The organism is Ruminococcus flavefaciens (assembly GCF_900119075.1).
In the GTDB taxonomy this organism is placed as follows: domain Bacteria; phylum Bacillota; class Clostridia; order Oscillospirales; family Ruminococcaceae; genus Ruminococcus; species Ruminococcus flavefaciens_Q.
In genome coordinates, this window is sequence record NZ_FPIP01000001.1 from 49264 (window position 1) to 62946 (window position 13683).

General features: G+C 49.1%; 6 protein-coding genes. 4 read left to right on the forward strand and 2 right to left on the reverse strand.

Translation table 11 applies throughout. The annotated features are described in order from the left end of the window. Nucleotides 1-169: 169 nt before the first annotated feature. A complete protein-coding gene (locus BT105_RS00210) occupies nt 170-3538 on the forward strand; it encodes a glycoside hydrolase family 97 N-terminal domain-containing protein (RefSeq protein ID WP_072298880.1) in 3369 nt (1122 codons plus the stop codon). Nucleotides 3539-3674: 136 nt separating this feature from the next. On the opposite strand, the gene BT105_RS00215 is transcribed toward BT105_RS00210, so the two are convergent. Continuing rightward, entirely contained in the window at nt 3675-7994 is a 4320-nt protein-coding gene (locus BT105_RS00215) for a glycoside hydrolase family 2 TIM barrel-domain containing protein (protein ID WP_072298881.1), read from the reverse strand. Between the two features lie 213 nt (nt 7995-8207). After that, complete coding sequence (locus BT105_RS00220) at nt 8208-8903, reverse strand: GTP pyrophosphokinase (RefSeq protein WP_072298882.1); 696 nt, start codon at nt 8901-8903, stop codon at nt 8208-8210. Between the two features lie 141 nt (nt 8904-9044). Between BT105_RS00220 and BT105_RS00225 the strand changes: the two genes are divergently transcribed. From BT105_RS00225 to BT105_RS00235, 3 genes are all read left to right on the forward strand, one after another. Then, nucleotides 9045-9674 carry a GyrI-like domain-containing protein gene (locus BT105_RS00225; RefSeq protein ID WP_072298883.1) on the forward strand — a complete coding sequence of 210 codons (630 nt, stop codon included), beginning with the start codon at nt 9045-9047 and terminating at the stop codon, nt 9672-9674. Nucleotides 9675-9799: 125 nt separating this feature from the next. Beyond that, the gene (locus BT105_RS00230) at nt 9800-10528 is read left to right on the forward strand and encodes a MerR family transcriptional regulator (RefSeq protein WP_072298884.1); all 729 of its coding nucleotides are present in this window, start codon (nt 9800-9802) and stop codon (nt 10526-10528) included. 360 nt (nt 10529-10888) lie between these two features. Next, on the forward strand, nt 10889-13675 hold the full coding sequence (locus BT105_RS00235) for a rhamnogalacturonan lyase family protein (protein ID WP_177243897.1): 2787 nt from the start codon (nt 10889-10891) through the stop codon (nt 13673-13675). Nucleotides 13676-13683: the final 8 nt, after the last annotated feature.

Below are 13683 nucleotides of genomic sequence, written 5' to 3' on the forward strand. Positions count from 1 at the left end.
TTATTTATGGTAAAATGTCCACCTTTTATTTAAATATAGGGTTGCTATTTTGTTGAAAATGCGCTATAATGTGCGTAGGGGACTAAAATTATCACTAAGAAGCTCGACAATATATGGAATATGCACATAAGGATATGCATATGGGCTTCAAAGTAAAGGAGGAATACTTATGAGGGAAAACTTGATCAAACGAGCAGTTGGTACTGCGGCGGCGCTCTGTGTTATGGCGCAGTCTTTTTCGGGGATAGTTCCGAAGCAGTTCACTGCGGACGCAGCGGTAAGCTACTACAATGCCAAGGTGGCAAATCAGGGCAGCGGTGAGGGAACAGCCGTTATCAAGGGCTCTGACGCATCGGTAGTTTACGACAGTGAGCTCAGGTCAAATGTGCTTGACCTTCACGGAAGCGGCTTCGGAAGCGGCTGGTTACAGCTGCCTGCCATGTTTGAAAAGGGCTGTGACAAGGGCTTCAGTTTTTCGCTGAAATTCAAGCTGGACAGCGGAGCAGGGAACTACACAAGACTTTATCAGTTCTCGCCAGTGCCATTCGGCGCAGGAGCTGCTCCGAGCTATTCGTCGCCTGATATCTCCGTTGACTTAAAGGATAAAAAGGCGTACAGAACAAGCGTTTTCGTCGGCAAGGGAACTACTACCGAGAACGACGAGAAGCACCGTGCTATCTTCGATATCGAGACTGCTCCCGACAGTGGAAAGTGGCATGAGCTTACGGCGGTGTATTCGCCCGAAAGCGCAGAGTTCTATATGGACGGCAAGCTTCTCGGCAAGGGCGAGAGCGATACTCTTTCCGCTACAATGAACAGCCTGTTCAGCGAGGGCGCACTTCCCTCATATACATACAATTCCATAGGACATTCAGTCTACTCGGACGATGATATCATGGCCTGCGTTGACGACGTAATGATGTACGATTATGCGCTTACAGCGGCTCAGGCGGCAAAGCTGCCCGATGATCCGCAGTACCGCTACACATTCGAGCCCGATACCATTACCGAGGGCGAGGCTGTTCCCGACGAGGAGACTGCAACAGCCCGTGACGGCACGGCGCTCACAAGCATACCCGAGTACGAGACTGTATCACCTGACGGCACACTCGTCACAAAGTTCTGGAAGGACGCTCGGGGCAGCTATTATTACTCCGTAAGAAAGCAGAGCCACGGCACATGGGGCAATGTTATCGAGCCCTCAAAGCTTGGTATCGTTACCACTACCGAGGACTTGTCGTCGGGCTTTTCACAGACAGCTCCTGCGGCTGTTTCTGTTGAACACGACGAGACCTACAATATGCCATACGGCAAGCACACAAAGATTCGTGACAACTACAAGGAGATATCCTTCCCGCTGAAAAAGGGCAATTCCACGCTGACAGTATACTTCCGCGTATATGACGACGGTATGGGCTTCAGATATGCTCTCGACCACGGCGCAACAATAAAGGAGGAGACCAGTCAGGTCATCTTCCCAAGCAAAAGCAAGTTCTGGGGCAACTGGCCAAATGCCACTTATGAGTGGGACATGGTGGAGCTGCCGAGAGACCGTGCAAACGAGACAAATGCCACTTATTCCTGCCCGTATACAGGCGTTATCAACGATAAGTACTGGGTAACCGTAACAGAGGCAAGCGTTTTCAACGAGGACAATCCCTACTGTGCAGGCTCTCTCCAGTTTATCGGCAATTATCACAGTCTCCGCTTCAAGGGCGGCGTCAAGGTAAGCGGCATATCAATGGGCAGCGCTTTCCATACTCCGTGGAGAGCAGTTGTCATCGGCGACAGCCTTGACCAGATGTCATCGAGCGACCTGATACTAAATCTGAATCCTCCCTCAGTCATCGAGGATACAAGCTGGATACGACCCGGTAAAACAGCGTGGTCATGGTGGAGCAGCGGCGGCGATTCGCCTGTTGAATACCACACTCAGAAGGACTACATCGACTTCGCAGCAGACAACGGCTGGGACTTCGTGTGTCTCGACTTCGGCTGGGCGCTCTGGGACGACAGTGAAGCAAAGGTCAAGGAGCTTTGCGACTATGCTTCAAAGAAGGGCATAGGCATTTACCTCTGGTACGGCGTAAACAACAAGGGACACTCAGGCTACAAGGACAGCAAGGGCAATCCTGCATATCCTTATTACTCGCTGCTTGACGAGGCTACTATAGTCCGCGAGTTCAAGCGCATAAGAGGTCTGGGCGTCAGCGGCGTCAAGGTAGACTACTACGAGAGCGACACTCAGGAGACCATGAAGCAGATGAACCTCTGCGCAAAGATAGCTGCCGAGAATCACCTCATGGTGCTTTTCCACGGCTGTACAATACCTCGCGGCGAGAGCAGAACTTATCCCAATATAGTTTCATTCGAGGCTGTAAACGGAACCGAGTATTACAAGTGGTTCGAGGCTCCTGCGCTGGCTAACAGAGTATCATATACATTCACAAGAAACGTTGTGGGCTCGGCAGACTTTACACCTACAGGCATACCGATATACGGCATAAAGGCAACAGCAGGCTTTGCTCTTGCAGACGTTGTAACTATCGAGTCGGGCATACAGCACTTCGCACATTCCGTATACACCTATCAGGGCAATAAGGCTCTGCCATTCCTCAATGACGTTCCCGTTGCTTGGGACGACATGAAGGTTCTGGACGGCTATCCAATGCAGTTCAATGTTACCGCAAGAAGAAGCGGCAGCAACTGGTACGTTGGAGCTTCTACACTGTCCGCAAGAAAGGTCAGCGTAAAGCTTTCGGAGCTGGTCGACGATGACGGAACATACACCGCATATATCTTCGGCGACAACAAGGACGGCAGCGAGATAGAGGTCAGGATAATAAGAGACCTTACAAAGGACAGCGTTATCGAGGAGAATCTCCTTGCAAACGGCGGCTTCGCCATGAAGATAACAAAGAGCGGCATGAAGCTCACAACTCCTTACAGCAATTTCAAGTTCTATGAGGCTGAAAAGGCTAAGATCACAGGCAAGGCTTCCATTACATCAGGCAAGCAGGGCAAGTACAGCTCAGGCAGTGCCTATGTTGGCTATATCGGCGGCGGAGCTGATAATGCAGTTACATTCGAGAATGTGAACGTTGACAAGGCAGGGGAGTACACCCTCCGTATCTACTACGTATCAGGCGAGAGAAGAAGCCTCAGCGTAGATGTAAACGGCACAAACGCAGGCAGACTGGACGGACTCTACGCTAACAGGAACGACTGGTCGGGTATCGCGGCGGCTGATACTAAGGTAACTCTCAAGGCTGGAAACAACACTATCAAGCTTTACAACGCAAGCGGAAACGGTCCGTCGATAGACCGTATCGCAGTGGCTATCCCATTTGAGGAGGTCATCGGCGACCTGAATCAGGACGGAGCTTTCAACGTGGCTGACCTTGTTCTCATGCAGAAGTATATCCTCGGCGTTGAGACATTCAACAAGGAGCAGGCTAAGATAGCTGATATGAACGGCGACGGTAATATTGATCCGTTTGACCTTGTAAGCTATCGTAAAGCGATAATTAAGAAATAAGAACTAAGAGCTAAGAACTAAGATTTAGGGGGCGATTTTACATCGCCCCCATTTTTTTATCAGCCCATTAAAGCTTAACCGAGTACCGATCATAAAAAAAGAGCCATGACAAGTCGTCATGGCTCTGTCTGTTTAATTATGACTCTGGTTTCAGTGAAGTTACCTTGCCAAGCAGGAATTCCTGTATACGGAGAGCATCGTTAGCTGTAATGCCCTTTGCAGAAGTATCAACGTCGCCGTTGAGCTGTCCCTGCTCTGTGATGTGTTTCTCGTCTGAGCCGTCAAGTCCGAACTTGTTGGGATTTGCAAGGCTCTGCATGATGAGGACTACGTCTGACATATCTACATCGCCGTCGCAGTTTGCGTCGCCGTAAACGACCTCCTGCTGAGGATCGGTAGGCGGCTCGATATCATCAGGTCCTGCCTCTGCCATGTTGTCGAAGTCTATCCACAGCTGAACAACGTCGCTGTCAGGTCCGTACTTCGGTGAAGCTGTGTTCTGTGAAGCAAGCTCTGAAGCGTCCAGCGCCTTGCTGTAAACTCTCATTTCATAGAACTGAGCCTGTGAGCTTCTTCCTGTCTGTGGACAAGCGCCGATAGTAAGGTTATAGGCTGACTTTTCAACGCCTGATGTTGTACCTGCTGCCTTTTCGCCGAGCATCTTGCCGTCTGCATATACGCGGAGCATATTGTTTGCAGCGTCATATACACCTGCTACCTGATGCTTTTTGCCTAACCAGTCAGAAGGAAGTGAAGCACTTACTGAATGCCAGCCTCCTCCTGCATAGATGAAGAAGTAGAGGACAGAAGGATCTGCTCTGAGGCCGAAGGAGTAGTCGCCCTTGCTTGCGAACATATTGAAGTCAGGCGAGCCTGTGGGAACTATGTTAGCTTCTACAGTGAAGGAATTTTTGCCTTCAAATGTTGAATCAAGCTTGCTGTTGTGAGGGATAGTAACTGAACCTGTTACGTAGCTGTCACCGCTGCTGTTCTTGCCGAGCTTGGCTGAAGCAGTAACGGGAACTGTAAGAGCGTTGCTGCTCTTGTCCTGAATAACTGCGCCGTCTGAGCGGAGCTTAGCTGCGAGTGTGGTCATATCCTTGCCTGTGCTTGATGAATCTACAGGGATAATTGTGTATTTCCAGCTGTAAGGTCTGCCTGAGGGAAGTCTGTACTGTTCAAGAGTACCCTGACCGCAGGTAGCGCTTCCTGTACCCATTGAGCCGTAGTCAACGCTGAGGATAGTCTCGCTTCTTGGCTTCAGCTTGTATGGGTGGTCGGCATTCTGGAGATCCTCGGGCATGAAGTGGAGAGCGCTTGCCTCTACTTTTCCGTCAGCGGCAATGAGAAGGCTTGAACCCTTGCTCTCGTTCTGAACGGCTATCCACTTGACGTCTGTGAGGTTTCCGCAGTCGTCAGCCTTCATGTAAGGATAGAACATTTCTGAAACTGTGGATTCCCATACGCCCTGTCTGCCGTTGGTCTTACGGTCGTTGAATGTCTCGACAGGACCGTTTCCGTACCAGCTGAGCTTCTCTGCACCTGCGGGGAGCTTCATAAACGAGCCCACGCGGATAAAGTTGCCCAGTCCCTTGTTTATTGCGTTTACGTTGAACTCAACGTCAACTGTGCCGTTGCAGTGGATAGTGTATGTGATGTCAACTGTAGTGCCGCCAGCATTCGGAAGTGAAAGGTGTGAGATTATCTGCTTCTCGCCGCCGTCAAGGTCCTTGACATCGATGCTGTTGCACTTTGCGCCCTTCATGGCGTCGCGCCACTTTTTGTCGTATAAGCCGTTAGCGCCCCAGCCTGTGTCGTTCTCTACATTGCCGCGCCAGAAGTTGGGAGTCGGTCCCTCGTCGATGAGGGCGTCGCCCTTGTATGCATAGGTCTTCATAAGACCTGTTGACTTGTCGATGATGAAGTTGAAGTCCTTGCCTGTAGGAACATAGCCGCTTGGAGTATCAACAATAGTGACAGGCTCGCTGCCCTTGTCAAATCTTGCAGTTGAGCCGCTGCCCTGAAGTGCTATCTGTCCGTAGGATATCTCAGTGCCCTCGGGAACGAGCTCAGTGCCGTTCTTTGTAGCAACTGAGATCTCGATGAAGAATTCATCGCCTGCCAGATATTTCTTTGGAAGTGAATACGGAACGCTGATAGTACCTCTTGTGAGAGGAGCAACATCGGGATTTTCCACCTTGCCGCTCTGTATCTCGATACCGTTCTGAAGGAGCTTCCATGTAACATCGAAGCTGCTCAGGTTAACGAAATTGTTTTCGTTATATACGCCGACCTGTTTCTTTTCCAGCTGTGAAGCATCAGCAGAGAACCAGAAATTCTGATACTGGTACTTTACTTCGGCAAGCTCAGGCTGAGGAGTTCTGTCAGGGCTGATGAGTCCGTTCTCGCAGAAGCTTCCGTCATTTGGACGGTCACCCCAGTCTCCGCCGTAGCCGTAGTAATTGCCCTTAGCCTCGTCCTTGTAAAGATTGGCCTTTGCATATGATTCCGAGTAATAGTCCCAGCCGCCGTTGGGTATCTTGACAGCTCTTGACTGGTCTACCCAGTCCCAGATGAATCCGCCCATCATATTGTCGGATTTTCTGATATTGTCCCAGTACTCCTTGAGAGCGCCCACGGAGTTGCCCATAGCGTGGTCATACTCGCACATAACGTAGGGCATCTTGCCCTGACCTGCATTGTAGGCTATATTGCCCGAGCCCGGATACATATTGCTCTTCATATCAACACCCATTGCGCTGTCCTGACCTTCGCTGTGTACAGGACGGGTGTAGTCGTTCTTCTTGAAGTACCATATCATATCGCGGAACATGCCGCCTGCATCGTTTGCGTTGCCTGTATAGCCCATTTCGTTTCCGATGGACCATGCAACGATGGAAGGATTGTTCTTCAGGCGCTTGAAGGCTGTTTCTGTTCTGTCCATAGCCAGCTCATAGAACAGAGCCTTTGTATTGTTGTTCTTGCCGTCCTGAAGTGCATGGCACTCCATATTGGTCTCACCCATAACGTACATACCATACTTGTTGCAGAGCCAGTAGAGGTAAGAATCGTTGCTGTAGTGTGATGTTCTTATAGCGTTGATGTTGTTCTTCTTCATAATGGAAACATCCTCGCGGATAGTCTCCTGAGGAACAGCCTTTCCGTAGAAAGGATCGGTATCATGGCGGTTTACGCCCTTAAGGAGCAGGCGCTTGCCGTTGATAGTGATAGGCTGCCACTGCTTTGTGGTCAGTCTGTATGAGCCGTCGACCTCTGCACGGGTGAAGTTTATCTCGCGGAAGCCCAGCTGTGATGAGAGTATCTCCTGTACGTTTCCGCTGCCGTCGGTGAGCTTCAGAACGAGAGCGTAGATGTTAGGCGTTTCAGCAGACCAGAGCTTTGGTGAGTTGACTGAGGTCTTGATAGTGCAGGTACTTTTGCCGCCGCCGTTGAGGTTGTCTATTTTTGTGGAGGCGCCGCTGAGGATATTGTTTCCTTCCTCATCGTAAGCCTCGGCAGTAACGCTCCAGCCGTTCTTGGCATTGCCTGAGCGGTTCAGTATATCCAGAGAGATCTCAAGGCTTGCATTGGTGAAGCTGTTGTCAAGGTCTGTTTTTACGTTATAGTCCCTTATCTGCATTTCGGGAGCACTTACGAGGAAAACGTCACGGAAGATACCGCCGTCGTAGATCATATCCTGATCCTCGAACCATGTACCGTCGCAGAACTTGTGCACCTCGACTGCAAGAGTGTTCTCGCCGTCGGTGAGAGCGTCTGTGATGTCAAATCTGTGAGGGCTGAATGTGTCCTCGCTGTAGCCGATAGCCTTGCCGTTGACGTATACATAGTAAGCGGACTCAACACCGTCAAATTCAAGATAAATGCGTCTGCCTGACTGCCGCAGGGAACTGTCAACAGTGAACTTCTTGCGGTACAGACCTACAGGGTTATAATTGGTGGGAGCCTGTGGCGCAGGAACGTAGCTGTCGTATTTTGACTGCCATGGCTCACCGACATTGGTGTAGATAGAGAAGTCAAAGCCAAGACGAGTCCAGCTTCTCGGCAGCTGCACCGTTTTCCACCCTTGCGCGGATGACGGCTGATAATTGGGATTGAAGCAGCCTGCATTGATGTGATTCTGAGCCTGCTGAGAGTTCTGGACTACCACTAAGTCCCAGTTCTCGTTTTTTCCTGTGAGCATCTGAAGATACTCTGACTGCTCGCGTGCATTGTAGTCCCAGACTGCATTTACGGCTGAATCCGTGTCGTGGTAGGGAACAGGGTTACAGCTGGCGGCTTCGCGGTTTATTGCGAAAACGTCCTCTGCGCCGTTTTTTCCGGTCCACTCATTGCCTGAAAATCTTACATCTGCGGCTGTTACTGCTGAGGGAACTAAGGTTCCCATGGACATAGCTGCTGTCATAATGGCAACAACTGCTGAAACGAAACGTTTCATAAGTAATTCCTCCTTTTGATTTTAATTCCCCTGATATGTGTGTTATTTCTAATTATCCTATGTTGATAATTACCTATTATGTTTAATATAGCACAAATATGAACAAATTGCAACTGTTTTTTTACGGAATATGTCGAAAAAATATATGTTTGTGATTTTTTGTGCAGAATATTACCAAAAAGCCCCTTCTCAGTGCAAGAGAAGAGGCTTTTTTCAGTCGTGTTCAATTATATTTTTGATTGCCTGCATACGGATATCCCACTGTGCGCTCTGGTCAGCACATTTTTTCAGGTCGTCCGTCAGCATATCCAGCTTATACTGGGGCAGGTCTTTCTTATAGCGGAGCTTGTGCTCGAGACTTGCCCAGAAGTCCATGGCGATAGTTCGGAGCTGTACCTCTGCTTTCACGAGGCGCTTCTCGTTTTCAAGGAAGATAGGCACCTCAACGATAAGGTGAAGGCTTCTGTAGCCGTTGGGCTTGGGGTTCTCTATGTAGTCCTTTTTCTTGATGAGGAAGATGTCGTCCTGCTGCAAAAAGCAGTCTGCAAGGCGGTAGATGTCCTGCACGAATGAACAGACTACACGTATGCCTGCGATATCGAAAATGGTGCTCTCGATAGCTTCAAGGTTGCGCGGTATGTTGTGTGATATTATCTTGCGGTAAATGCTTCCGTAGCTCTTTATACGGGACTGTATGAACTCTATGGGATTGCTCTCACCGTTTATTGAGAACTGCTCGTTGAGTACGCGGAACTTGGTCTCAATCTCCATTATTGCGCACTTGTAATACGTGAAGAACTGCTGCATGGGGATAAGGTTGTTTTCTACTGCGCGGAGGAACTCCGACTCTGTCATATCGCTGTCCGCAAGCTTGCGCAGGGACAGTGCGGCGTTATTGTTTATGTTCATGGAAATCTCCTGTTTTTCAATATTACTTGTATTATAGCATTTATATCACGAAAGGTCAATCGCTTTTTGGAAGTTTCCCCTGATTGACACAGAATTGGTACTGTGATATACTGATATCATATTTATGAAAGGAGCACGGTCATGGCATTTGATTACAAAAAAGAGTACAAGGAATACTACTTACCAAAGAACAAACCACAGATAGTGGATATACCGTCCATGAACTTCATTGCTGTCCGCGGAAAGGGCGATCCCAACGAGGAGGGCGGCGAGTATAAGCAGGCTCTGGAGCTTCTCTACGGCATTGCCTATACTATCAAGATGAGCAAAAAGACCGACTACCGTATCGAGGGCTATTTCGACTATGTTGTGCCGCCGCTGGAGGGCTTCTGGGAGCAGGATGGCAAAGTCGGTATCGACTACAGCCGCAAGAGCGACCTGAAATGGACGGCTATGATAAGAGTGCCAGATTTTGTTACAAAAGCCGACTTCGACTGGGCTGTGGCGCAGGCGACAGAGAAGAAAAAGCTTGATTTCTCAAAGGTGGAGTTCATCACTGTGGAGGAGGGGCTCTGCGTTCAGTGTATGCACATGGGCTCATATGACGACGAGCCTGCAACCGTTGCACTTATGGACAGCTATGCGGAGTCTATGGGCTATGATATTGACATAACTCCTCAGCGTCAGCACCATGAGATATACCTTTCAGATCCAAGAAAAACAGCTTCCGAAAAGCTGAAAACAGTTATACGGCACCCTGTTAAAAAGTGATAATAATGTAATGTTGTACAAATCGTTTCTGCGATTTTTGTAACTTCTTACAAAGATAAAAAATGCTATTGACTCTCACGTTACGTCATGGTCTATACTGAAATCACACGAGAGGAGTGGTAAACATGATGACGGTCAAGCAGGTAAGCGAGCTTACGGGAGTGAGTATACGCACTCTCCGATATTACGACGAGATAGGGCTTCTGCCCCCTGCGTCACATAGCGAGGGCGGCTACAGGCTGTATGACGATACGGCGCTGGAACGGCTCCAGCAGATATTGCTTTTTCGCGAACTGGAGTTTCCGCTCAAGGATATAGTGCGCATAGTGAGCAGTCCCGATTTCGACCGCAAAAAGGCTCTGGAGCAGCAGATAGAGCTCCTTGAACTGAAAAAACAGCACCTTGAGAACCTCATCAGCTTCGCTCGCGGAATAAAATTATTAGGAGTGAGAGCAGTGAATTTTTCAGCATTTGACACATCAAAGCTTGATGAATACGCAAAAAGAGCAAAGGAACAGTGGGGGAATACTCCCGAATATAAAGAGCTCAAGGAAAAGGAGAGCAAGCGTACTCCTGAGGAGGAGCAGCAGCTCATAGAGCGCTTCATGTCGCTGTTTGCGGAGTTCGGAGAGCTGAAAAGCGGAAGTCCTGAAAGCTCAGAGGCGCAGGCAATGGTGAAGAAGCTTCAGAGCTTCATAACCGAGCACCTTTATACCTGCACGGATAAGATACTGGCAGGACTTGGGAAGATGTACGCAGGCGGCGGAGAGATATCCGAGAATATCGACAAGGTCGGCGGCAAGGGTACTGCGGATTTCGCAGCGGCGGCTATCGAAGTATACTGCGGTAAATAAGTAGGGGCGGATATTATCCGCCCGTGATAACGAATTTATGAAAAACGGAGCATAATTGCTCCGTTTTTGTTTTGTAGGGGCGGCGTTCCGCCGCCAGTTATTCCCGTTGTAAATAAAAAACAATGTGCGCCCCTACAATCTTAGTTCTTAGCTCTTAGTTCTACAATCTAAGGTGACATATTGTGTCATAGAATCTTAAATTTTACTGCATTATTTTACATAGCTATCGCAATTGTAGACAAAAAAGTAGTAAAAAGATACAATAAATCATTGCCAAATTATGAATAATCATGTATAATAATATGGATAGGGGACTTCTGTCCCAAAATAGTGATAAAAAATACACAGGGGGAATTGAAAATGAACCTAAAGCTTAAAAAAATCGCGGCTGCTGCTGCCTCTCTCGCAGTTGCTGCAAGTTCAAGCCTCAGCATGAGCACCTCTCTCATAGCTGACGCCGCTTACGGAAACGGCGGCAACGGTACGGCTATCATGGAGTACCTCGACCGCGGAATCTACGCTATCAAGTCGGGCAACGGAATGTTCATCAGCTGGCGCTTCAACGCCAACGACAAGGACGACGCTGAGTTTCAGCTCTTCCGCGATGACCAGCTCATCTACACCAGCAAGGCTGGCGAGGCTACAAATTACTGGGATGCAAGCGGCAATTCAAGCTCAAAGTACCGTGTTGATACTCTTGTGAACGGAAATGTGGTCAGCTCAGAGGACTGCCGCTTCACATCGGGCAGCAATTACTTCGATATACCTCTTGATGTTCCGAGAGGCGGAACTATCAACGGTGAAGCCTACACCTATTCGCCCAATGACTGCTGTGCAGGCGACGTTGACGGTGACGGTCAGTATGAGATATTTGTAAAGTGGGATCCTTCAAACTCAAAGGATAACTCCCAGACGCACAATCCCGATAAGGGTATTCAGGGCTTTACAGGCAACGTCTATATCGACTGCTACACCCTCACCGGAAAGAAGCTCTGGCGCATAGACATGGGCAAGAATATCCGCGCAGGTCAGCATTATACACAAATGGCTGTTGCAGACTTTGACTGCGACGGCAAGGCAGAGCTTGTTACCAAGACCTGCGACGGTACTGTTGACGGCAGGGGACAGATCATCGGAAACGGCAGTGCCAACTATCTGGACAGTGCAGGTACTGTTCTGAAGGGGCCTGAGTATATGACTCTCTTTGAGGGTGCAACAGGTGCAGCTCTCGATACTATCGATTTTCCTGTACCGAGAGGTGATGCTACAAGCAATACCGCAAAGTCCACATGGGGCGATAACTACGGAAACCGCTGTGAGCGCTACAACTGTGCTATCGCTTATCTCGACGGAGTTCATCCTTCTGTTGTCTACGGCAGAGGTTACTATACAAGACTTACTCTTTCTGCTGTTGACGTTAAGGACGGCAAGCTTGTCAAGAAGTGGGTATACGATACGGGCTTCAACAAGAACGACCCTGCTTACGGCTGCGGAAACCACAACGTAATGGTTGCGGATTTCGATAACGACGGCAGACAGGAAGTCTGCATGGGCGCAAGCTGTATAGACGATAACGGAAAGCTTCTCTGGTCTACAAAGCTGCTCCACGGTGATGCTATGCACATTGGCGACCTCGACCCTAACCGCGAAGGTATAGAGGTGTTCCTTTGCCACGAGGACGGAAAGTACGGTATCTCTCTCGTTGACGGAAAGAACGGAAGTATCATCTGGCATTACGACGGCGACAAGGATACAGGACGCTGCTGCGCTGACAATATCGTTGCAGGAAACAGCGGTGCGGAGTTCTGGGGCTCAAGACCTGCCAATGCAGTATTTGACGTTTCAGGCAAGCAGATAGGCAACAAGTGGCCTTCCACAAACTTCCTTATCTACTGGGACGGCGATCTGGAGCGTGAGCTTCTTGACAATATCACTATTACAGACGGTGCGGCAATAAACAACTATCCGACAATTTTCACAGCTACAGGCTGTGCTTCAAACAACGGCACAAAGGCTGTTCCTTGTCTTACAGCCGACCTTTTCGGCGACTGGCGCGAGGAGCTTGTTCTCGGGACTGAGGATAACTCAAAGCTCCGCGTATGGTGCACAAATACAGAGACCAAGTACCGCATAACAACTCTCATGCACGATATGCAGTACCGTATGCAGTGCGGCTGTCAGCAGTCCTCATACAATCAGCCTCCTCACCCAAGCTTCTATCTCGGCACAGAGGCGCAGCTTCCTGCAAGACCTAACGTAAAGCTGAACAATACTCCTCCCGAGCCTGTAAACGGCAAGCTGGTGAAGAATTTCCTTGTTAAGGACAACGCTAACTCGGGCTCATGGAAGCTTATGGAGTCCAACAAGACAGGCGGTCCTATTTACGGCGACAGAGACTTTACATATACATCTCTGCCTTCCGAGCTTGAAAACTGCGAGTACATCATGACAGCCTGCAACTCCAAGAATACAGACGCTGATCTTGCTGAGTTCACAACAGCTGACAAGTGCGAGGTATTCGTTCTCGTCGATACCCGTGAGGAGGAGGCTAATCTCGTTCCCTCATGGCTCAGCGACTACACAAAGACAGCTCTTACAGCTAAATCAAGCAATGAAGTAATCTTCTCGGTATACAAGAAGAAATTCGAGGCTGGTCAGAAGGTAGTTCTCGGAACCAACGGCATGACAGGAAACGTTATCAATTACACTGCTTTTGTCAAGGCTCCCGAGGTAGTTACAACAACTACTACCACAACTACAACCACTACTACGACCACAACAACTACAACAGAGAGCACGACTACAACAACTGAGACTACTACAACTACAACTTCCACAACAACATCGACTACAACTGTTACAGAGCCGATAACCACAACTACCACAAACGGCGATGTTACAGTAAAGAAATACGGCGACGCCAACTGCGACGGCGAAGTTGATATGTCCGACGTAGTTCTCATAATGCAGAGCCTTGCAAATCCTAATAAGTACGCTTTAGGCGGCTCTGACGAGAAGGCAATAACCGCTCAGGGACTTGCAAACGCAGACGTTGCCGACCGCGGCAACGGCGTAACAGCAGGCGACGCGCTCCGCATACAGGAATATCTCCTGAAAAAGATAGCAAGCCTTGAACCGAATAACTGAGTAATAAA